Annotated in this window: 16 protein-coding genes; 5 read left to right on the top strand and 11 right to left on the bottom strand. The window is 70.4% G+C overall.

Features of this window, described 5'->3' with window-relative positions; genetic code table 11:
* Nucleotides 1-143: 143 nt before the first annotated feature.
* From ACIBQ8_RS28945 to ACIBQ8_RS28985, 9 genes are all read right to left on the bottom strand, one after another.
* Nucleotides 144-1,745 (bottom strand): FAD-dependent monooxygenase, encoded by a 1,602-nt coding sequence (locus tag ACIBQ8_RS28945; RefSeq protein WP_397193443.1) that lies wholly within the window; start codon nucleotides 1,743-1,745, stop codon nucleotides 144-146.
* A gap of 1,275 nt (nucleotides 1,746-3,020) precedes the next feature.
* Entirely contained in the window at nucleotides 3,021-3,311 is a 291-nt protein-coding gene (locus ACIBQ8_RS28950) for an MTH1187 family thiamine-binding protein (RefSeq protein WP_397169729.1), read from the bottom strand.
* A 432-nt stretch (nucleotides 3,312-3,743) separates the two neighbouring features.
* Nucleotides 3,744-4,073 carry a hypothetical protein gene (locus tag ACIBQ8_RS28955; RefSeq protein ID WP_397193444.1) on the bottom strand — a complete coding sequence of 110 codons (330 nt, stop codon included), beginning with the start codon at nucleotides 4,071-4,073 and terminating at the stop codon, nucleotides 3,744-3,746.
* A gap of 10 nt (nucleotides 4,074-4,083) precedes the next feature.
* Nucleotides 4,084-4,761 carry a uracil-DNA glycosylase gene (locus ACIBQ8_RS28960; protein WP_352320349.1) on the bottom strand — a complete coding sequence of 226 codons (678 nt, stop codon included), beginning with the start codon at nucleotides 4,759-4,761 and terminating at the stop codon, nucleotides 4,084-4,086.
* 69 nt (nucleotides 4,762-4,830) lie between these two features.
* A complete protein-coding gene (locus ACIBQ8_RS28965; RefSeq protein ID WP_397193445.1) occupies nucleotides 4,831-6,204 on the bottom strand; it encodes a M1 family metallopeptidase in 1,374 nt (457 codons plus the stop codon).
* Nucleotides 6,205-6,286: 82 nt separating this feature from the next.
* Complete coding sequence (locus ACIBQ8_RS28970) at nucleotides 6,287-7,186, bottom strand: carbohydrate ABC transporter permease (protein WP_397193446.1); 900 nt, start codon at nucleotides 7,184-7,186, stop codon at nucleotides 6,287-6,289.
* Nucleotides 7,183-8,556, bottom strand: a complete 1,374-nt coding sequence (locus ACIBQ8_RS28975) for an ABC transporter permease subunit (RefSeq protein WP_397169721.1) — start codon at nucleotides 8,554-8,556, stop codon at nucleotides 7,183-7,185. Before ACIBQ8_RS28975 ends, ACIBQ8_RS28970 begins: the two co-directional genes overlap by 4 nt.
* Nucleotides 8,557-8,568: 12 nt before the next feature.
* A complete protein-coding gene (locus ACIBQ8_RS28980; RefSeq protein ID WP_397169719.1) occupies nucleotides 8,569-9,897 on the bottom strand; it encodes an ABC transporter substrate-binding protein in 1,329 nt (442 codons plus the stop codon).
* Between the two features lie 8 nt (nucleotides 9,898-9,905).
* Nucleotides 9,906-11,153 (bottom strand): ABC transporter substrate-binding protein, encoded by a 1,248-nt coding sequence (locus ACIBQ8_RS28985; protein WP_397169718.1) that lies wholly within the window; start codon nucleotides 11,151-11,153, stop codon nucleotides 9,906-9,908.
* A gap of 130 nt (nucleotides 11,154-11,283) precedes the next feature.
* Here ACIBQ8_RS28985 and ACIBQ8_RS28990 point away from each other — a divergent pair, with 130 nt between their 5' ends.
* Genes ACIBQ8_RS28990 through ACIBQ8_RS29000 form a run of 3 tightly spaced genes read left to right on the top strand, consistent with a single transcriptional unit; the run spans nucleotide 11,284 to nucleotide 14,782 of the window.
* Nucleotides 11,284-11,790, top strand: coding sequence for a PadR family transcriptional regulator (locus ACIBQ8_RS28990; protein ID WP_397169716.1), 507 nt, complete (start codon nucleotides 11,284-11,286; stop codon nucleotides 11,788-11,790).
* Nucleotides 11,787-12,515, top strand: a complete 729-nt coding sequence (locus tag ACIBQ8_RS28995; protein ID WP_352349946.1) for an ABC transporter ATP-binding protein — start codon at nucleotides 11,787-11,789, stop codon at nucleotides 12,513-12,515. Before ACIBQ8_RS28990 ends, ACIBQ8_RS28995 begins: the two co-directional genes overlap by 4 nt.
* The gene (locus ACIBQ8_RS29000) at nucleotides 12,512-14,782 is read left to right on the top strand and encodes an FtsX-like permease family protein (RefSeq protein WP_397169714.1); all 2,271 of its coding nucleotides are present in this window, start codon (nucleotides 12,512-12,514) and stop codon (nucleotides 14,780-14,782) included. Before ACIBQ8_RS28995 ends, ACIBQ8_RS29000 begins: the two co-directional genes overlap by 4 nt.
* Before the next feature lie 18 nt (nucleotides 14,783-14,800).
* Here the strand turns inward: ACIBQ8_RS29000 and treS are convergent, their stop codons facing one another.
* On the bottom strand, nucleotides 14,801-16,495 hold the full coding sequence (treS, locus tag ACIBQ8_RS29005; protein ID WP_352349950.1) for a maltose alpha-D-glucosyltransferase: 1,695 nt from the start codon (nucleotides 16,493-16,495) through the stop codon (nucleotides 14,801-14,803).
* Nucleotides 16,496-16,759: 264 nt separating this feature from the next.
* On the bottom strand, nucleotides 16,760-18,382 hold the full coding sequence (locus ACIBQ8_RS29010) for an asparagine synthetase B family protein (protein WP_397193447.1): 1,623 nt from the start codon (nucleotides 18,380-18,382) through the stop codon (nucleotides 16,760-16,762).
* Nucleotides 18,383-18,498: 116 nt separating this feature from the next.
* Between ACIBQ8_RS29010 and ACIBQ8_RS29015 the strand changes: the two genes are divergently transcribed.
* Both ACIBQ8_RS29015 and ACIBQ8_RS29020 read left to right on the top strand, forming a co-directional pair.
* Nucleotides 18,499-20,310: a hypothetical protein gene (locus ACIBQ8_RS29015; RefSeq protein WP_397169710.1), complete on the top strand. Its 1,812-nt coding sequence runs from the start codon at nucleotides 18,499-18,501 to the stop codon at nucleotides 20,308-20,310.
* A gap of 16 nt (nucleotides 20,311-20,326) precedes the next feature.
* A complete protein-coding gene (locus tag ACIBQ8_RS29020) occupies nucleotides 20,327-20,959 on the top strand; it encodes an anticodon-binding protein (RefSeq protein ID WP_397169708.1) in 633 nt (210 codons plus the stop codon).
* Nucleotides 20,960-21,073 lie beyond the last annotated feature (114 nt).

The raw sequence follows: 21,073 nt of genomic DNA on the forward strand, positions 1-21,073 counted from the left end.
TGGAACAGCCGCGTGCCACCCCGCTCATGAGGGCGTCTCACGCCTCCGTCGAACGTCGCCGGGGCGCAGGTCGCGCTCATGAGCGCCGTCTCACGCCCTCGGTGAACGTACGTCCGGGCGCCGGTCCGGCGCGAGGCAGGTGATCAGCGATGCAGGATCCGGGTGAGGGCCTGGTCGAGCGTGGACATGGGGTCGGAGGTGGGGCGAGGGGCGCGCCAGGCCACGTACCCGTCGGGCCGCACCAGGACGGCGCCGCCTTCCCGCACCCCGTACCGCTCCCGCCAGCGGCCCTCCACGTCCACCAGCTCGTCGTCCACCAGGATGCGGGTGAGCTGCACGCCCAGGCGCTCCTTGACCACGCGGCCGGCGTCCATCCAGACCTGGCCGCCGCACTTGTCGGCCAGCAGGACGAAGCCCGAGCCGAACAGGTCGATGGTCGAGATGCGCTGCCCCTCCCAGTCGAGCACGACGTGCGGGGCGCGGCTGCCGGGCCGGCCGCTCGGGACACGCGGGTCCTCCAGGAGCGAGCCGTCGTCCCCGGGCTCCTCCAGGACGGCGGCGGAGTGGTACCGGTAGCCGAGCATCGCCTGCAGGAAGTCCTCCAGGGGCTCGGGGTAGTCAAAGCGCTCGTCCACGGGCATGCGCACGCTGAGGTTGGCGAGCTGGGCGTCGGCGGTCAGGGCGCCGATCGGGCGGCGCTCGGCGTCGTAGGTGTCCAGGAAGCCGGGTCCGGCCTGCCCGCTGAGCACCAGCCAGAGACGCCAGGCGATGTCGCAGCCGTCCTGGAGGGCGGTGCTGCCGCCCTGGCCGCCGGTGGGCGGCATGGTGTGGGCGGCGTCGCCGGCGAAGAAGACGCGTCCGGCGCGGAAGGTGTCGGCCACGACGTGCGCCAGACTGAACGTCGCCGTGTCGAGCACCTGCACGTCCAGGTCCGGGATGCCGGTTCCGGCGCGGATGAGCTCGACGCAGCGTTCCTCGGTGAGGGCGTCCGCGCCGCCGTCCGGGGAGGGGGTCTGGTTGATGCCGAGCACGTGCGCGCCGACGCCCGTGCCGGTCACGATGACGCCGGTGAACGCGTCGTTGTGCAGGTACCAGACGATGACCTCGCGCTCGTTCACCAGGCCGGTCAGGTCGGCGTCGAACATGATCGAGCGCATCTGCACGAGGTCGCCCCTGCCGGAGGTGGGCACGGCCAGCAGCTCGCGCAGCGGGCTCCGGTGGCCGTCGGCCGCCACCACGTAGTCGGCCCGTACGACGCTTTCCTCGCCGTCGGCGGCGCGGATCACGGCGGTGACGCCGTCGTCGTCCTGGTCGAGGGAGATCAGCTCGGTGGAGAAGCGCAGGTCGGCGCCGAGCTCGTCGGCGTAGGCGCGCAGCACCCGCTCGACCTCCGACTGGGGAGCGCCCACGCGGGGCACAGGGGTGAGATCGGCCAGGACGTCGGATTCGCCCGTCTCCTCGAAGATCATCTGCGGGTCGGGGTCGGCCAGCGTCTTGGCGATCGCGATGCGCATGGAGTCGCCGATGCCGATCCAGATGTCGGCGAACGTCTGCTCGATCCCGGGGAGCGGCCGCAGCAGCTCGACGGCTCGCGGTCCCATGCCGAACGCCTTGGGCTGGATGGACGTGCTCGGGTGCCGCTCGACCAGAATGACGGGCACCTCGCGCCACGCCAGCAGCGCGGCAGCGCTGAGGCCCGCGTACCCGCCGCCGACCACCAGCACGGGCACTCGCTCTTGTCTCATTGCCTCCACCTCCGGGCACGAGTAGTATCGCGTTCCTCGATCAAGCGACACGATATGTCGCGTCTACGAAGCCGGTCAAGACATATCGCGTTTCCAACATTCATCGGACCTCTAAGCGTCCCTGGGGAAGCGCACCGCCTTCTGCCCCGAGGTCGAGCGGACGCTGCCCGCCCCGCCCGCGAGCCACGCAGCGCCGACACCCCCGGAAGGCCGACCCGTGGCACGTCGGCCCATGGCACGTCGACCCATGGCATGTCGACCCATGGCATGTCGACCCAAGCTCCGGCGCTACGCACCGGCGACGGGTCACCACGCCATGTGTCCGCTACGAGGCTCCGCACTACGCATCCCTCACAGGGGTCGCGCCGTGTACCCGCCACAGGGCCCCTCACCGCATGCCCGTCATGGGGGGCTCCTGTCCTATGCCCACCATGGGGACTGCGTGCCCGCTACGGAGTCTGCACTACGCGCCCGTTACGGAGGTTGTGAGCCCTGTGCCCGCCGTGGGGCTGTGCGCCGCGTACCCGATGCGGGGCTCTCCACCCTGTGCCCGCTATGGGACGGGTGTGCGTCACCCGCTTGCCGCGCGGCTCCTCGGTACGTGCTGCTCTGTGGCGGCTTCGCGCCATGTGTCTGTCGCCGGCGCTCCTCCCCACGTGCCCGCTAAGGGATCTCTGCCCCTGTGCCACCGTGGGGGCCGCGCCGCATGCAAGCTGCGGTGCTCAGCACCACACGCCCGCTACGGGACGGGTGTGCGTCACGTGCCTGCTGCGCGGCTTCTGGCCATGTGTTGCTACGAGGACGGTTCCGAGCCCTTGCCCGCTGCGGGGGCTCCTCGCCACGTGCTTGCCACGGGGGTTTCCTACCACCTGTGCCTTGGGGACGCGCCGCATGCCCGCTGAGGGGCTTCGCGCTCCGCGACCGCTACGGAGACTCTGAGCCGGTGCCTCCTGGGGTCCTTCGCGCTACGCGCCCGCTGCGGGGGCTCTGAGCCCTGTGCCCGCTGTGGGGGCTGTGCGTCGCGCTTCCCGGGGCTTCCCGCCATGTGCCCGCCACGAGGGATGGGGGCGGGCTACGTGCTACGTGCTGTTGCGCGGCTCCTCGGCGCGTGTTGCTCTGGGACGGCTCCGCGGGACGGGGATGGGGGCGGTTGGTGGGCGGTCGGGGTCGGATGTCGAGGGGCTGGCTGGGGCGGCTTCTGGGGGTGAGGTGCCCTGGTGGGGGGTGAGGGGTGCTGCTTGCAGTTGCGGGTGTTCTGCTTGTGGGGGAGGTGGGTCAGGGGAGGTGGCGTTCGAGGCTTTGGAGTTTGGAGGTCATGCCGTCCGTCACGCCTGGGCGGAGGTCGGCCTTGAGGACCAGGCTGACTCTCGGGGCGACCTCGGAGACGGCGTCTACCGCGCGCCGGACGACGTCCATGACCTCGTCCCATTCGCCTTCGATCGTGGTGAACATCGCGTCCGTGCGGTTCGGGAGGCCGCTCTCGCGGACGACCTTGACGGCGCGGGCTACCGGTTCGGCGACCCCTTCGCCGACGCCCAGCGGGGTGATGGAGAAGGCCACGATCATGGCGACAGATCCCTCGGAGAACGGAAAGAGCCCGGACGAGACGATCGTATCCGGGGCGAAGAGCCACGACGCGGGTGGGGCGTCGTGGCTGATCGCCGTACGTCAGAGGTCACGACGTGATGGGCACCGTGGCCGGCGTCGTACGACGGAGCCACGACGCGGGTGGGGCGTCGTGGCTGATCGCCGTACGTCAGAGGTCACGACGTGATGGGCACCGTGGCCGGCGTCGTACGACGGAGCCGCGGCGCGGAGGGGGCGCCGTGGCTGATCGCCGTACGTCGGAGCCGCGGCGCGGGAGGGGCGTCGTGGCCTGTCGCCGTGCGCCGGAGTGGCAACCCCGGGCGAGGCGTCGCGGCCGGTCGACGTACCTCACGTCACCTCACGTCACCTCACGTGAAGAGGTCACGTCTGAAGAGGTCACGTCTGAAGAGGTCACGCGTGGTCGTGGTCGTGGTGGTCCTCGTCGTCGTCCTCGCTCGGCCCCTCGGACGGCTCCACCCCGAGGACGGCCTCGCGCGGCTCGATCTCGGTGATGTGGTCCACGAGCTGCAGCACGTGGTCCGGCTCGATCAGCCACTGCAGCGCCGAGGCGCCGGTCTCGTCGGAGTTGACGAGGTCGGCCTGCTCGGAGCGCTCCTCGTCGCTGAGGTCGGCGTCGGGATGCCGGATCTCGGCCAGCGCCGCCGCCTGCAGCGCGTTCACGTCGAGCACCTCAACGGTCAGCTCGACCGTAAGGCGCAGGTATTTCGGTTCATCACTCATGGCGACGATGCTAGGGCAGCTTCCACTCGACAGGTGCGGCGCCTTGCTGGGTGAGCAGCTCATTGGCGCGGCTGAACGGCCGCGAGCCGAAGAAGCCGCTGCGCGCCGACAGCGGGGACGGGTGCGCCGACTCGATGCGCGGCACGCTGCCGAGCATGGGCGCGAGGTTGCGGGCGTCGCGGCCCCACAGGATGGCCACCATCGGCTTGTCGCGGGCCACGAGGGCGCGGATCGCCTGCTCGGTGACCTGCTCCCAGCCCTTGCCCCGGTGGGAGGCGGGCTTGCCCGGCATGACGGTCAGGACCCTGTTGAGCAGCAGCACGCCCTGCTCGGCCCACGGGGTCAGGTCGCCGTTGGCGGGACGGGGGAGGCCGAGGTCGGACTCCATCTCCTTGTAGATGTTGAGCAGGCTCCCGGGGATCGGCCGCACCTCGGGCGCCACCGAGAACGACAGTCCGACGGGGTGGCCGGGCGTGGGGTAGGGGTCCTGACCCACGATCAGCACCCTGACGTCGTCGAAGGGCTGGTTGAACGCGCGCAGGACGTTGGGGCCCGCGGGCAGGTACTGCCTGCCCTCGGCGATCTCGTTGCGCAGGAACTCACCCATCAAGGAGATCTGCTCGGATACGGGCTCAAGAGCCTGAGCCCATCCGGCTTCGACGACTTCATGCAAAGGACGACCGGCCATGGCCGTGAAGCTTATCTAGGTCTGGTACGGCTTGCCGCCCAAACGGACGCGCAAGCCGTACCGGAATGATCACAACGACGGCTTGCCGGGCTGGAAGAGCCAGGCGTCGAAGAGGGCGTCGAGCTGCCTGCCGGACACGCGTTCGGCCAGGGCGACGAAGGCGGCGGTGTCGGCGTTGCCGTACTTGTGGTCGTTCGCCCAGGTGCGCAGGATCGTGAAGAACGCGTTGTCGCCGACGGTCCGGCGCAGGACGTGCAAGGTCGCCGCGCCGCGGTCGTAGACGGGGTCGTGGAAGAGCGCGGCGGCGCCGCCGGGGTCGGCGGTGGGCGTCTGCCAGAACTCGTCGTCGGCGGGCCTGGCGTAGACGCCGTCGAAGGACGTCTGCACGGTACGGCTGCCGATCTTCTCCAGCCAGAGCCATTCCGCGTACGTCGCGAAGCCCTCGTTCAGCCTGATGTCCCGCCATAAGGTGGGCGTCACCGAGTCGCCGAACCACTGGTGGGCCAGCTCGTGCGCGAGCAGCGACTCGCCGGGCACCACGGGGTAGATGGGCCGGGTCTGGGTCTCCAGGGCGTAGCCGACGTTCGGCTCGTGGTCCACGATCCCGCCGGTGGAGGAGAAGGGGTACGGGCCGAAGAGCGAGCTGAAGTAGTCCAGGACGGGGGCGTGGCGGGCGGCGAAGTCCGTCGCCTTGGCGGCGAGCTTGGGGTCCACGGCGGTGATCACCCGGTAGCCGCCGGATCTGGTGTCGGTGAGCTGGAACTTGCCGATCGACACCGTGGTCAGGTAGCCGGCCATGGGCTCGCGGGCGTCCCACACGTAGGTGGTCCGGCCGCCGGACGACGTCCTGGCCACCAGGTCGCCGTTGGCCACCGCGACCCTGGTGCTGGGCACGGTGACCGAGAACCGGTAGGTCGCCTTGTCCGACAGGTGATGGTTGCCGGGGTACCAGGTCATCGCGCCCTGCGGCTCGTTGGCGTTGAAGACGCCGTCGCTGGTCCTGATCCAGCCGTCCCTGGAGCCGTCGGGGTCGAGGACGTGGGTGGGCCTGCCGTCGTACCGGACGACGACGGAGAAGCCCTGGCCGGAGGCAAGCGCGGCGGCGGGGGTGACGACCAGTTCGTCGCCGCTGCGGGTGAAGGCGGCGGGCCGGCCGTCCACGGTGACCGAGCGTACGGACAGCGAGCCGGACAGGTCGAGGTCGAAGCGGCTCAGCGCCTGGGTGGCACGGGCCGTGACGGTGGCGACGCCGGTCAGGACGTTGGAGGAGGGCTCGTAGTCGAGGGCGAGGTCGTAGTGGCCGGCGTCGTAGCCGCCGTTCCCCTGACCGGGGAAGTACGGGTCGCCCGCCCCGGGCGCGCCCGGGGTGCCGCCGAGCGCGGCGGCGGGGGTGAGGGGGAGGGAGATGAAGGCTGCTGCGGCGAGGGCGAGAAGACGCTTCATGAACAATCATCGGAGGTCCGGAAGGACGTGTTACGGGCGCCCGCCTGCCCCCCTCGGGAGGCGGGCGCCCGCCGGGAATGGCCTACTTGACGGAACCGGCCATCATGCCCTGGACGAAGTACCGCTGGAAGGCGAAGAACAGCACCAGCGGGATGATCAGTGACAGGAACGCCCCGGAGGAGAGGATGTCGACGTTCGATCCGAACTGCCGCATCTGGGACTGCAGGGCCTTGGTCATCGGCTGGTTGTCGGTGTTGGCGAACACGAGCGCGATGAGCATGTCGTTCCACACCCACAGGAACTGGAAGATCCCCAGCGAGGCGATGGCCGGCTTGCCCAGCGGGAACACCACCTGGGCGAAGATCTTCCACTCGGGTGCGCCGTCCATCCTGGCCGCCTCAAGGAGCGAGGCCGGGATGCCGACGAAGAAGTTGCGCAGCAGGAAGATGGCGAACGGCAGGCCGAACGCCGTGTGGAACAGCACCACGCCGGGGATCGAGCCGAAGATCCCGATCCCGCCGTAGAAGGCGGCGACGGGGATCAGCGCGATCTGGATCGGCACGATCAGCAGGCCCACCACGACCAGGAACGCCGTGTCCCGGCCGCGGAAGTCCATCCACGCGAACGCGTACGCCGCCATGGCCGCGATGCCGATCACCAGGATCGTGGTCGGCACGGTGATGGCCACCGTGTTCCAGAACGACGAGGTGAAGCCGCTGGCCAGCAGGTTCTTGTAGTTGGCCACGGTCAGCTCGGCGGGCTTGGTGAAGATCGTCCACCAGCCCTCGGCGTTGTTCACCTTCACCGTGCGCAGGGAGACGACCAGCAGGCCGAGCGTCGGCACCAGCCAGAACAGGCCGAGCACGATCATGATCACCTGGACGGCCCCGCCGCCGAGGCGGTCCACGATCCTGCTCGCCACGCCCCTGCGCGGCGCGCCCGACTCCAGTCCGTGAGAGGCGTTCACGGTCGCGGTCGTCATGTGTCTTCCCTTCTGAACCGGCGGATGTTCATGATCATGAAGGGGAGGACCAGGATGAGCAGGAACACCGCGAGTGCGCTGCCGAGCCCCTGGTTGTTCCCGCCGCCGAACGACACGCGCCACATCTCCAGCGCGACCACGTTCGACTGCGGCTGAACCGAGGCCGGCGCGATGATGTAGACCAGGTCGAAGACCTTCAGCGTATTGATGATCATCGTCACGAAGACGACGAGCAGCACCGGCGACAGCAGCGGCACGGTGATCCGCCGGAACACCTGCCACTCGGTCGCGCCGTCGATGCGGGCGGCCTCCAGGGCGTCCCGCGGGATGGCGGCGAGGCCGGCGGCGATCAGCACCATCGCGAACCCGGCCCACACCCAGACGAACGCGCCGATGATCGCCGGCGTGATGAGCGTCTGGCCGAGCCAGGTCAGGCCGCCGTAGCTGGCCTGGAAGTTCGACGCCGGCAGCCGTACGACGTAGGAGCCCGCGGGCAGGCCGTCGAAGCGGAACGTGCCGTCGTCGGCGGTCGTGGCGGTGCCGGCCACCTTGCCGTTCTGGACCGCCTCGACGGTGATGCCGGGCAGGCCCTTCTCCGTCGGGTCGACCGCGCCGCTCTGGCCGCCGCCGCCCTGGGTGAAGTCGAACCAGACGGTCCCGGACAGGCCGTCGCCCGAGGGGGCGCGGGCGGTCTGGGCGTTGGACGGCATGGTCTGCGGCTTGACGCCGACGATCGGGATCAGCACCGGCTTGCCCGCCTGGGCGGGCTCCTTGGTGACGACCGCGCCGTTCTGCTCGGTCACCGGAGACTGGTCGCCGCCGCGCGGCCGGGCCTCGGGGTAGCCCTTGGAGGAGGAGAACGTGTCGTGCACGGTGGTGAGCACGGCGTTGGCCAGGCCCTTGTCGGGGCTCTCCTCGTACACCAGGCGGAAGATGACGCCCGCGGCCATGAGCGAGACCGCCATGGGCATGAACACGATCAGCTTGAACGCCGTCGCCCACTTGATGCGCTCGGTCAGCACCGCGAAGATCAGGCCGATCGTGGTGACCACGATCGGCGCCACGACCACCCAGATGAGGTTGTTGCGGATGGTGACCAGCATGCCCTGGTCGCTGAAGATCGTGGCGTAGTTGCCCAGCCCCACGAACCCGCTGCCCGAGGCGTCGAACAGGCTGCGGAAGATGGAGTAGACGATGGGGTAGACCACCCAGACGCCGAGCAGCAGGGCTGCCGGCAGGAGGAAGGCGATGGCGACCGCCGGCGATGGGCCGAGGCGTCGTCTCTTACGGGGGGTTTCAGCCGGTCCTGCGGAAGGCCCGCCCGCGATCTTCGCGGGCGGGGCCGCCGGGCCGTCCAACCGTTCGGTCACGGCCTTACCTCTTTACTTCCAGGCCTTCTTGGCCTCGGCCTCGAGCGCCGCCTGGGCGCCCTTGACGTCGCTCGGGTTGCGCAGGAAGTCCTGGAGGACCTTCCACTCGCCCTTGCCGTCGGTGCCGCCGAAGGCGCTCGGGGCCAGGTCCGACATGTCGTAGCGGACGGCGTCGCCGGCGGAGACGATCGTCTGGCCGAGCTGCTTGGTCAGCTCGTCGGGGTAGTTGTCGGGGGAGACGTTCTTGTTGGGCGACAGGTAGCCGGGGAGCTTGGCCCAGATCTCGCCGCCCTCCTTGGAGGCCAGGAACTGCACCAGGGCCATCGCGCCGGGGGAGTCCTTCATGACCACGGCCACGTCGCCGCCGAGCACGACCGGGGCGGTGTCGCCGGCCTTCGGGAACGGGAAGTACTTGGCGCCCTCGCCGACCTTGGCGCCGTCCTGGGTGGCCTGGGTGGCGACGAAGTCGGCCTCGATGACCATGGCGGCCTTCTTGTTGCCGTAGACCTTGGTCACGCAGGTCGGGAAGTCGGTCTGCAGCGCGCCGGAGGCGCCGTCGAGCACGAACTCCTTCTTGCCCGCGATCTGCGCGATCTTCTCCAGGGCGGTGGCGACGCTGGGGTCGGTCCAGGGGATCTCGTGCTTGGAGAGCTTGTCGTAGTTCTCCGGGCCGGCGCTGGACAGGTAGACGTTCTCGAACAGGTCGGTCAGCGTCCAGCCGGAGGCGCCGCAGAGGGAGAAGGGCGGGGTGCCGGAGTCGGCGATGGTCTGGCCGGCCTTGATCAGCTCGTCCCAGGTCGTCGGCACCTGGACGCCGGCCTCCTCGAACGCCTCGGAGCGGTACCAGACCAGCGACTTGTGCGCCGCCTTGATGAGCACGCCGTACACCTTGCCGTCGGCGGAGCCGAGCTCCTTCCAGTACGGCGTGTAGTTGGTGTCGATCTCCTGGGTGACCTCGGCGGACAGCGGCTTGAGCGCGTCCTGCTTGGCGTACTGCTGCACCAGACCCGGCTGCGGCAGGATCGCGACGTCCGGCGGGTTCTTGCCCTGGATGCGCGGGCCGAGGTAGGCGCCGGTGTCCTCACCCGTGGAGGCGTAGGTGACGGTGGCGCCGGTCTTGTCGGAGAAGGCCTTGAGCACCTGCTCGAAGTTCTTCTGCTCCGCGCCGGTCCACTTGGCCGCGACCTCCAGCTTGACGCCTTCGAGCGTCTTGGCGCCGGCGGCGGAACTGGCCGGCGCCGACTCCGAGGCGGTGGGGGTCGTCGTCGTCGGGGCGTTGCCGCAGGCGGCGACGGCTACCGCGAGCCCTGCCAGGACTACTGCTGCACTGGCTTTACGCATGGCTTGCCTCACTGGGTTCTGATGATCTCTTCGAGTTCTGACTTCATGGAGGCCGCGACGTCGTCGGCGGACTCGTTCTCGGGGTCGGCCAGGGCCTTGGCGACCGAGCTGGCGATCACCAGGCTCACCTGGTTGTAGTTGGCGCTCACCGGCCGTGGTTTGGCGGCGAGGATGCTCTCCTTGAGCACGGGCAGGTACGGGAACCGCTTGATCAGGGCCGGGTCGTCGTACAGCTCGGTCCACACGGGCGGGAAGGAGCCCTCGGTGAGGACGCGGCGTTCGTTCTCCAGGCTGGTGAAGTAGCGGATGAACTGCTGTGCGGTCTGCTGGTGCTTGGAGTAGGCGCTGACGGCCAGGTTGATCCCGCCGAGGGAGCTGGATCCCTGGCCGTTGAGGCCGGGCAGCCGGGTCACCGCGAAGCGGTCGCCCAGTTTGGCCCTGGCCGGGCCGTAGGCGTGCGGCCAGTTGCGGGCGAAGGCCAGCTTTCCGTCCTGGAAGGCCAGCCGGGTCTCCTCCTCCTTGAAGGTCAGCGAGTCGCCGGTGATCCAGCGCTCCCGCAGCCCTTGCATCAGGAAGTCGAGCGCGATCTTCCCCTTGGCCGGATCGAGGGTCACTTCCGTGCCGTCGTGGTTGAGAATCTGCCCGCCCGCCGACTGCACTGCCTCGGAGAAGTTCACGGTCAAGCCTTCGTAGGCCAGGAGTTGGGCCGCATAGCCTCCGATGTCCCGCTTTTTCGTTACTTCTCGCGCTTTATCGCGAAGTTCCGCCCAGGTCTGCGGCGGCTTCTTGATGAGATCGGTCCGGTAGTAGAGCAGTCCCGCGTTGCTGGTGTACGGGACGGCCCAGAGCTTGCCCTTGTAGACGGCCGTGTCCACGACGGGCGGCAGGAACCTGTCGAGCGGGAACAACCCGCGCTCCAGGGGGATGATCCAGCCGTTCTCCGCGAACTCGGCGGTCCACACCACGTCGAGCCCCAGCACGTCGTAGCGGTTGCTCTGGGCCTGGAGGTTGGCCACCATCTGGGCGCGTTGCTCGTCGGCGGCCTCGGGCAGCTCCAGCAGCGTCACCTTCTCGGCCGGGTGGGCCTGGTTCCAGCGGTCCAGCAGGGGTTGCAGGTACGCCGTGGTGTCGCGTCCGGTGGCGAAGGTGATCGGGCCTGTGCCGCCCGTCCCCTTCTCGCCGCTGCCCTCGTCACCCGCCACCGTGCATCCGGCCGCCAGCACGACGACCAGAGCGAACGAAAGCGGGCGCAGCACTCTGTTTCCTCCACAATCTGCGGGGTTACATACGTGTTAGGTAGATGCATTCATGTTATGCACACCTGTAATCTGATGGTCAACGGATACCTACGTAACGCTCACGTAACACAAAGCGGGGAGGTGAGGCGTGCGGCTTCACCTGCTGGCGCTCCTGGCCAAGGAACCGGCCCACGGCTACGAGCTCAAACAGGCCCTTGAACAGACGTTCGGCAGCGCCTACCCCTCCCCGAACATCGGGCAGATATACGTGACGCTCGGCCGGCTGGAGAAGGACGGGCTCGTCAAGGCCGTCGACGTCGAACAGTCCAACCGGCCGAACAAGAAGGTCTACTACCTGACCGCCAAGGGCCGCGACCTGCTCGCCATCTGGGTCGACGAGCCCACCGAGGGGCCTCGGGTGCGCGACGAGTTCTTCATGAAGCTCGTGCTCGCGCCGCTCACCGGCATCGCCGACCGGATGGCGCTGATCAGCCGCCAGCGCCGTCACTACCTGTCGCTCATGGGCGACCTCAACGACCTGCTCTCCCGTACGGCGCCCACCGACCGGGTGGCCCTGCTGCTGATCGAAGGGGCCATGCTGCACCTTCAGGCCGATCTTGACTGGCTGGAGCGATGCCAGGAGGATCTGGCATGAGCTCGGTCCTAAAAACGGTCAATCTGGTCAAAATCTACCAAGATGGCGCAGTGCCGGTGCCGGCCGTGCGCGGGGTGGACCTCCAGGTCGAGCCGGGCGAGTTCGTCGCGGTGATGGGGCCGTCCGGCTCGGGCAAGTCCACGCTCGTGCACATGCTCGGCGGCCTCGACGCGCGCACCAGCGGCGAGATCTGGCTCGACGGGCAGCGGGTCGACACCCTCTCCGAGAGCGCCTGGGCGCTGCTGCGGCGCAAGAAGGTCGGCTTCGTCTTCCAGTTCTTCAACCTGGTCGCCAACATGACCGTCGGCGACAACGTCGAGCTGCCCGCGCTGCTGGCCGGGGCCTCGCCCAAGGTGGCGCGCGAGCGGCGCGAGAGCCTGCTCGGCGCGCTCAACCTGGCCGACCGCGCCGGGGCCTCGCCCGCCCAGCTCTCCGGCGGCGAGCAGCAGCGCGTCGCGCTGGCCAGGGCCCTGGCCAACAAGCCCAGCCTGCTGCTGGCCGACGAGCCCACCGGCAACCTCGACAGCCGCAACACCCGCGACGTGCTGCGCCTGCTCAGCGACGTGCACAAAGAGGGGCAGACGATCGTCATGGTCACCCACGACGCCCGGGTGGCGGGCCTGGCCGACCGGCTGGTGTCGCTGTTCGACGGCGAGATCGTCGACGACGGCCGCATCGCCCGCCGCCGCACCCGCACCGCCGGCGAGGTGATCGACCTCCGATGAGCACCACCCTGGCCGGAAGCCGGTGGATCAAGGCCGACCTGCGGGCCAGGAAGGGCCAGGCGGTGCTCACCGTGCTGGTCGTGGCCGGGATCGTGGCCGCCCTGATCACCGCGGCGACCCTCCTGGAGGACGGCACCAACCCGTGGCGCAGCCTGTCGGCCCAGACCGACGGCGCCCACGTCTGGGTCTACACCGACGACGACCCCGACGTCGCCCTGGGCGGCATCGACGGCGTCACCGGCACCGCCGGCCCCTACCGCTCGGCGCCCGTCACCGTGGCGCAGGAGGGCAAGAAGGAGCCCGCCTCGCTGCGCGCGATGCCCGCCTCGCCGCCCCGGGTGGCCCACCCCGTGCTGGCCGAGGGCAGGTGGCTCGACGGCTCGCAGCCCGACGGCGTGGTCGTCGAGCACTCCTTCGCCAGGTCGCTGGGCCTGGCGATCGGCTCGCCGTTCACCGTCATCGCGCTGAGCGGCGAGCGCCACACGCTGTACGTGCGCGGCATCGCCGACTCCGCCGACCAGGGCTTCTACCCCGAATGGACCCCCGGGCTGGCCTGGGTGCTGCCCGCCACGCTCGACCGCGTCGAGCCCATGCTGGGCCGCAGCGAATGGGTCACCGGGCTGCGCCTGTCCGACCCCGACGCCAGCCAGGTCGTGGCCCAGCGCGTCGTGGTGATGCTGGAGGACAAGCTCCAGCGCGTCTACACCTGGCGCGAGGTCAGGGCCGCGATGGAGCTGGACAACCGGCTGCTCGGCACGCTGCTCGCGCTGTTCGGCGTGGTGGGCATGGTCGCGGCGGCGCTCGCGCTGGCCAACGCCGCCGGCGGCCGGGTGCTCGGCCAGCTCCGCGACCTGGCCACGCTCAAGTCGATGGGCTTCACCGGCGGCCAGGTCGCCCTGCTGCTCCTGGTCGAGCACGGCGCGCTCGGCCTGCTCGGCGTCGGCATCGGCGCGCTGGCCGGCTGGGGGGCGACGGTGGTGGTGCTCGGCACGTACTCGGCCGCGCCGGTGCCGGTGCTGGCCATCGTGGCGGGCACGGCGCTGGTCGTCCTGGGGGCGGTGGGGGTGCCCGCCTGGCGGGGGGCGCGCACGCCGCCGATCCCCGCCGTGCCGGCCTCGCCGCCGCGCGGCCACCTGTCCCGGCTGGCCCGGCTCGGCCTGCTCGTACGCCTGCCGCCCGCCCTGATCCTGGGCACCCGCGACGCCTTCACCAGGCGCGTGCCGGCGTTCCTGACGGCGTTCGGCCTGGCCGTGCCGATGATGATGATCACGATCGGTCTCGGCGTCTGGTCCACCCTCGACAACTTCCTCAGCCACCCCGAACAGGTCGGCCAGCACGCCAGCCTGTACGTCCGTCCCGGCAAGCAGATGGAGTCGGCCGAGGCCCAGCGCATCGCCGAACGCGACCGCGACGTGCGCTCGGTCTATCCGGGCACCGACGTGAACGCCCTGGCCCCGGGCGAGGCCCGGTCGGTCCGGGTGCGGGCGGTCGGCAGCTCGACCGACCCCTACCCGTTCCCCGTCGTGGAGGGCAGGGGCTACGCCGAGCGCGGCGAGGCGGTCGCCGGGCAGGGGCTGCTCGACCTGCTGGGGGTCAGGATCGGCGACCGGGTGCGCCTGACCGTGGGCGGCTCGCCGCTGATCGTCCGGATCGTGGGCCGTACCGTCGAGCCCGACCTGGACGGCGAGGTGCTCTCGGTGGGCCTGGACAGCCTGGCCGCCAAGGACTCCGTGCCGCCCCAGTACTACGCGCTGGCGCTGCGGCCGGGCGCCGACAAGGCGGAGGTGCGCGCCAGGCTGCTGGCCGAGTCGGGGGAGGGCCTCGACGTGCAGGCCGCGGTCAACCCGGCCGACCGGCTGTCGATCATCAGAGTGGTGATCGTGGCGCTGATCGCCGTGCTGGCCCTGATCGGCCTGGCCAACCTGCTCACCGCGAGCGCGATCGGCCTGCGCGACCACGCCTTCGACCTGGCCGTGCTCAAGGCCATGGGGCTGACGCCACGTCAGGTCATGGCCACGCTGGTGACCGGCACCGGCCTGCTGGTCGTGCTCGGCGTCGGCGCCGGCACGGCGGTGGGGGCGTCCGTGGTGGTGGGGCTGATCGACCTGCAGGGGCACACGAGCGGCGTGGGCGCGGGCATCGGCCGCGCGCCCTCGCCGGTGACGCTGGCGGTGGCCGTGCTGACGGCAGTGGGCACGGCCCTCGCGGTGGCGCTCATTCCCGCCCGCCGCGCGGCCCGTGCCCAGGTGCCCGTCACGTCACGCTGATCTGCCCGGGGGCTGTGCTCAGTCCCCGGCCTTCAGCGCGAACCAGTAGAAGCCGTGGCCCGGCAGGGTCAGCAGGTAGGGCAGCTCACCGATCTTCGGGAAGCGCACCCCGCCGCGGGCCTCGACCGGCACCATGCCCTCGAACCTGCGCAGGTCCAGCTCGACCGGCTGCGGGAACTTCGACAGGTTGTTGACGCAGAGCATCACGTCGTCGCGGTCCTCGCGCACGTACGTGAGCACGCACGGGTTGGAGGACCACATTTCGGTGTAGGCGCCGAGGCCGAACACCGGGTGGTTCTTGCGGATCTCCAGCATGCTGCGGGTGAAGTGCAGCAGGGAGCCCGCGTGGCGCTGCTGGGCCTCGACGTTGACCGCCTGGAAGCCGTAGATCGGGTCCATGACGGCCGGCAGGTAGAGGCGGCCCGGGTCGGCCGATGAGAACCCGGCATTGCGGTCGGGGCTCCACTGCATCGGCGTGCGGACCGAGTCGCGGTCCTCCAGCCAGATGTTGTCGCCCATGCCGATCTCGTCGCCGTAGTACATGACCGGCGAGCCCGGCAGCGACAACAACAGCGCCGTGAACAGCTCGATCAGGTCCCGGTTGTTGTCCAGCAGGGGCGCCAGCCGACGCCGGATGCCGAGGTAGGCCCGCATGCGCGGGTCCTTGGCGTACTCCTTGTGCATGTAGTCGCGCTCTTCCTCGGTCACCGTCTCGAGCGTGAGCTCGTCGTGGTTGCGCAGGAAGATGCCCCACTGTGCCGTGTCGGGCAGCTTGGGGGTGCGGGACATGATCTCGGAGATCGGCTCGCGGGTCTCCTTCTTCACCGCCATGTAGATGCGCGGCATCAGCGGGAAGTGGAAGGCCATGTGGCACTCGTCGCCGCCGGTGGTGGGGTCGCCGAAGTACTCCACGACGTCCTCGGGCCAGCCGTTGGCCTCGGCCAGCAGCACCCGGTCGGGGTAGAGCCGGTCGACCTCGGAGCGGATCTTCTTCAGGTACGCGTGCGTCTCGGGCAGCCCGGAGCACGCCGTGCCCTCACGCTCGAACAGGTACGGCACCGCGTCGAGGCGGAAGCCGTCGATCCCCAGGTCGAGCCAGAACCGCAGCACCTCCAGCATGGCCTCCTGCACCGCCGGGTTGTCATAGTTCAGGTCCGGCTGGTGGTGGAAGAAACGGTGCCAGTAGTACTGCTTGCGCACGGGGTCGTACGTCCAGTTGGACTCCTCGGCGCCGATGAAGATGATCGGCGCGTCCGGGTAGCCGGTGGGCTCGTCGGACCAGACGTAGAAGTCCCCGTAGGGCCCCTCCGGGTCGTGCCTGGAGGCCTGGAACCACGGGTGCCTGTCGCTGGTGTGGTTCATGACCAGGTCGGTGATGATCCGCAGGCCCCGCTCGTGCGCGGCCTCGATCAACTGGACGAAGTCCCCCAGGTCACCAAAATCCGGAAGGATCTTCATATAGTCCGAAATGTCATAACCGCCATCGCGCAGCGGAGACTCGTACAGCGGCAGCAGCCAGAGGCAGTCGACGCCGAGCCATTCCAGGTACCCGAGCTTCTCGATGAGACCGCGCAGGTCGCCCGTGCCGTCACCGTTGGAGTCCTTGAACCCCCGGACGAGAACCTCGTAGAACACCGCCCGCTTGTACCATCGCGGATCTTCCGAGACGAAAGCCTCAGAGATCGACTCAGGTGATGGGGATGCGTTGATCATGATGTCGCTCACAGGAAGAGATGTGGGCAGGACGAAGTCACCGGTTACCCCGGCGTTCATAGCTGGTGACCGCGCCGCGTGGAGTCGTCATCCCTGCGAACTCCATGCCCTCGAACGAGACCGGATTTGTGATCTGGTGCCCGTTTGTTGCGGCGCTTACGGGCCGAACACTACCAGCCCGGTGGCTTTCCGGAACCCGCTTCTGCTGTGCGACGTGTAATACCCGCGAGATCCGTATGTAATCGCCCTGTTACCCAGAGTTCACTAAAAAGGTGCGGTGACGTCCGGGAGGTCGTTCTCGAAGTCGTTCAGCCAGAGTCCGAAAAGCACCAGCCCGCGCACCCAGAAGCGGTCGTTCCAGCCGTTGAACCGGGTCAGCGCGTCCGGCCCGCCGGCGATCACCTCGTGCAGCTCGTCGGAGAGCATCGCGGGCACGCGCCGGGCCACGACTTCCAGCATGGCGTGGGACCAGGCCCGCGCCGGCGCGGCCGTGGAGCGCAGGGGCACCCGCTGGAGCGGCTGCTTGACCACGTTCGTGGAGGGCAGCGCGGCCACCCTCGGGTTGGCCGCGTGCAGCACCTCGCGGTAGAAGCGGCCCTTGTCCTTGCGCGCGACGCCGACGCTGAGCGCGGCGTCGAAGAAGGCGGGATGGATGAACGGCGCCGCGAACGACGCCTCCGGCCCCACCAGGTTGACCGCCGAACGCGCGATGCCGCGCACGGTCCTGGTGTGCAGCACCGACAGCGGCAGCTCGGCCCGGTGGCCGTGCAGCATCGAGGTGGCCGCCGCGAACTGCTCGCGCACGGTCTCCTCCATCCACTGCGCGGCCGCCTTGGACAGGAACGGCTGCGCGGGCGCGCCCAGCGACAGCGAGCCCAGCAGCGCCGCCGACCGCTCGGCCTGCGTCCTGGCCTCCAGCGCGGCGCCGCTGACCATGAAGTTCTTCAGCAGCGGGCCGCCGGCCAGGCCGTCGACCAGGATGCGGCCCGAGCCGTGCACCTCCTTGGCGAACGGCGCGTACCAGGCGTGGTGCGGCGTCAGGTACTCCAGCCGGCGGGCCACCTCGGCGGCGTCGGCGGGGTAGGCGGCGGCGTCCTGGGTGACGACCCGGTGCGGGATGCCCAGCTCGCGGGTGATCGCCCTGGCGAAGGCGATGTCGGTGTCGGTGCCGTCGTCGGGGCTGGTGGTCCACGACTCGACGTCGGCGCCGCGGGCCATGGCCACACTGGCCAGCAGGCGCGAGTCGTAGCCGCCGCTGACCGGCACGAGCAGCTTGCGGCCGTCGTAGTCCTCGTAGACGTGGTGCAGCAGCTCCACGATCTCCTCGGGGCTGGTCCACGCCTCGTACGGCTCGGTGCGCAGCCAGCGCGGCAACCGGCGCTCGGTGGCCAGGCGGCCGTGCTCGAACACCAGCGCGCTCGACCCCGGCAGCCGCCTGACCTCCCGGTACGGGGTCGCCTCGCCCAGCGGGAACGTCACCTGGATGATCGAGGCCCAGGCGGCCCAGTCGATCTCGATCGGCACCAGGCTGAGCAGCGGCTGGATCAGCGAGGAGAAGTAGACAGCCTCGCCCTGGCGCACGTAGTAGACGTCGACCAGGCCGAGCGCGCCCGCGTGCAGCGTCACCCGCGCGGCGTCGCCGATCAGTCCGGGCGTCTCGTACGTCTCCGCGACCGTGATCCAGTCCTCGGCGGCGGCGGGCTTGCGCTCACCCCACGAGAACGCGAACGCGCCGCCGGCCCGGTGGTACGGCGGCAGCGGCGCGGAGCTGAACAGCGCGGCCTCGTCCGTCTGGAGCGCGGGCCGCACCTTGGGGCCCGCGGCGGTGAGTTTGCCCAGTATGGAGGTGTCGATCCGGCCGAGAGCGCCGCATACGTAGGGTCGCACGTTGAACTGCACCGGATCTCATCCCTTCGAGACGCTTCCTGCAAAAGAGTATCCTTTGCCGGGCTGAGAGAGCGGAGGTCCGGTTGTCTACCGAGCTGGAAAGCACGCGTCGGGCGTTGCGGGAAGCTGTCGCGCAGGCCGAGCGCGCGGCCGAACTGGCCAGGCTGCTGGACGCCGCGCAGTCCAGGCTGGCGGCCGCCGAGGAGAGCGCCGAGGAGGCCAGGAAGCTGGCCGAGCAGCTGAGCGAGACCGAGGAGCGGCTGGAGGCCGAGCGGGCCGCGGCCGACAGGCTGCGCAAGGAGCTGGCCGAGCAGCGCTTCCAGGCCGAGGTGGCAAACTGGAAGCTGTCCTCGATCAAGGTCGCCCGCTGGAACCGGCTCGGCGACGCCATCAAGAGCGGCAAGAACAACCCGATGCGCCTGGCCAAGGGGCTCAGGGGCGCGGCCAAGCCGGTCAAGCGGCCCAGCGCGCCCAAGCGCCGGCCGGTGGCCGTCCAGGGGGCCAGGGAGGCGCGTCCGGGGGCGTCGTTCCAGGCCACCAGCACCACCAGGACGCTGGGCGGGGCCTCGTTCAAGCTCAAGCCGTACCGGATCCCCACCGGGCCCAACACCCGCCCGCACCTGACCGCCGCCGTCGTCGCCGATCCGCACGTCGAGGCGCTGCTGCGCTACGAGTGGCGTCAGACGACCGGGTTCACGCCGCGCGACTTCGCCCGCGTGCTGCCGCTGGAGGTGCCCCACCTGCTCGTGGTGGAGTCCGTCACGCAGGGGCCGTGGCTGGAGGAGCTGACCGGCGAGCCGGGCGAGGGGCTCAGGGCGCTGCTGGCCTGGTGCGCCGAGCGCGGCATCCGTACCGTCTTCTGGCACACCCAGGGCGACGTGGCCGACTACGCCGCCGCGGCCGAGCTGTTCGAGCACCGCTTCACCACCGACATGACGGTCCCGTGGCCGCGCCTGCACTTCGGCGTGCAGCCCCGGGTGCACAACCCGCTGCCGCTGGCCGGCGGGCGGGTCGACCGGGTGCTCACGCTCGACCAGCTCCTGCCGCCGCACCTGGCCTATCCCGACGTGCTCACCTCCTACCGCTGGCCGGCCGCGGCCGACTGCCCGCCGGGCACGCCGCAGTGGCGGCTGGCCGAGATCGCCGCCTGCGGCACGCCGATCGGCACCGAGCCGGACTCGCGGCGCGCGCACGTGGCGCTGCGCCGGGCCTACGGCACGGGGACGATGACCGAGCGCGTGGACGAGCTGCTGGAGGCCATCGGCCTGCCCAGCGCCCGCGCCACCCTCGACACCTCCGTGCTGCTGCCGATCCTCGACCCGTCGCTCATGGAGCACGCGCTGGCCCAGGTGGCCAGGCAGTCCGGCGTGGCCCAGGTGATCGTCATCGGCCCGCCCGAGGCCGAGCTGCGCGCCCGCGACGTGCTGACCGACGCCGAGGTGCTGTACCGGCGTCCCCACCCGGCCATGAGCGAGGGCGCGATGCTGGCCAAGGGCCTCGACCTGTGCGAGGCCGACCTCGTCGCGGTCATGGACCCGCGCGACGTCTACGGCCCGCACTACCTGTCCGACCTGCGGCGGGCCTTCCTGTTCAGCACGGCCGACATCGTCGGCAAGGCCGCCTTCTACGCCCACCTGCGCAAGCCCCAGGCGACCCTGCTCAAGCAGCCCGAGGCCGAGTACGCCTACCTCCCCGAGATCGCCGGGGCCACCCTGCTCGCCCGCAGGAACGCCCTGCGCGAGGTGGGCTTCGCCGACCTCACCGAGGGCTGGGACGAGGTCATGATGCGCCAGTGCCGCACCGACGGCGTCAAGGTCTTCTCCGCCGACCGGTTCGGCTACGTGCGGGTGCGCGACGAGGACCGCTGGCTGCTCGGCGCGGCGCACCTGGTCGAGTACGGCTCGGCGGAGCCGCACGCGCTGATCTGACGCCTACGCTGAGCCGATGACCGACCTGCTCGCCCAGTCGCTGGCGGAGGTGCTGGGCGAGCCGCCGGCGCCCGAGGGCACGTGGGAGCGGGAGGCCGTCTACGTGTCGGCCGCCGCGCTGCGCCGCCGCGTCCCGCCGGAAGAGCTGGCCGCGCGGGTGCGGGCGGTGGACGGCGTGGCCGAGGCGCACGCGCGGCCGAACGGCTTCCTGCGCATCGTCGTGGACGCGCCGGGACGGCTGGTCGAGTCCCTGGACCCGCCCGTCCTGCCCGACCCCGGCTGGCCCGACTTCCCGCGCACGTGGGACAACCCGGGCTTCGTCGTCCGGTACGCCCACGCCCGCGCCTGCGCGGTGCGGCGGTGGGCCGGGGAGCTGGGGGTGCCGCACAGCGGTTTCCGGCCCGAGCTGCTCGACGGCCCCCACGACCGCCGGGTGCTGCGGGTGCTGGCCGAGCTGCCCGGACGCGCCGTCAGCCGCGACCCCGGCTGGGACGCCTTCTCGGTCCGGCTGGCGCTGGCCTACCACGACGCCCACGAGCACGCCCCCGCCGTCCCGATGGGGGACGAGCCGGTCCGGCCGGTGCACACGGCGCGGTTGCGGCTGGCGGAGGCCGTCCGGGGGGTACTGGTTGGGCCGGAAAGATTGTGATGGATCGTAAAATATCCGGCTAAAGCGCGAAATATCGTGAAAATTTTGCTTGTGGACCTTGATCGCGTCTCGATACGTGGGCAGCGGTCCTGGAAGGGGCGGCGGTTCCGATAG

Origin of the sequence: Nonomuraea sp. NPDC049646 (genome assembly GCF_044465525.1) — a bacterium.
In the GTDB taxonomy this organism is placed as follows: domain Bacteria; phylum Actinomycetota; class Actinomycetes; order Streptosporangiales; family Streptosporangiaceae; genus Nonomuraea.

Bases quoted from the DNA above. Each gene is read 5' to 3' on its own strand.
- ACIBQ8_RS28955 (WP_397193444.1), bottom strand. From the start codon at position 4,073: ATGAGTGATGAACCGAAATACCTGCGCCTTACGGTCGAGCTGACCGTT.
- ACIBQ8_RS28995 (WP_352349946.1), top strand. From the start codon at position 11,787: ATGAGCTCGGTCCTAAAAACGGTCAATCTGGTCAAAATCTACCAAGAT.
- ACIBQ8_RS28970 (WP_397193446.1), bottom strand. From the start codon at position 7,186: ATGACGACCGCGACCGTGAACGCCTCTCACGGACTGGAGTCGGGCGCG.
- ACIBQ8_RS28980 (WP_397169719.1), bottom strand. From the start codon at position 9,897: ATGCGTAAAGCCAGTGCAGCAGTAGTCCTGGCAGGGCTCGCGGTAGCC.
- ACIBQ8_RS28965 (WP_397193445.1), bottom strand. From the start codon at position 6,204: ATGAAGCGTCTTCTCGCCCTCGCCGCAGCAGCCTTCATCTCCCTCCCC.
- ACIBQ8_RS28945 (WP_397193443.1), bottom strand. From the start codon at position 1,745: ATGAGACAAGAGCGAGTGCCCGTGCTGGTGGTCGGCGGCGGGTACGCG.
- ACIBQ8_RS28950 (WP_397169729.1), bottom strand. From the start codon at position 3,311: ATGATCGTGGCCTTCTCCATCACCCCGCTGGGCGTCGGCGAAGGGGTC.
- ACIBQ8_RS29020 (WP_397169708.1), top strand. From the start codon at position 20,327: ATGACCGACCTGCTCGCCCAGTCGCTGGCGGAGGTGCTGGGCGAGCCG.
- treS (WP_352349950.1), bottom strand. From the start codon at position 16,495: ATGATCAACGCATCCCCATCACCTGAGTCGATCTCTGAGGCTTTCGTC.
- ACIBQ8_RS28960 (WP_352320349.1), bottom strand. From the start codon at position 4,761: ATGGCCGGTCGTCCTTTGCATGAAGTCGTCGAAGCCGGATGGGCTCAG.
- ACIBQ8_RS29000 (WP_397169714.1), top strand. From the start codon at position 12,512: ATGAGCACCACCCTGGCCGGAAGCCGGTGGATCAAGGCCGACCTGCGG.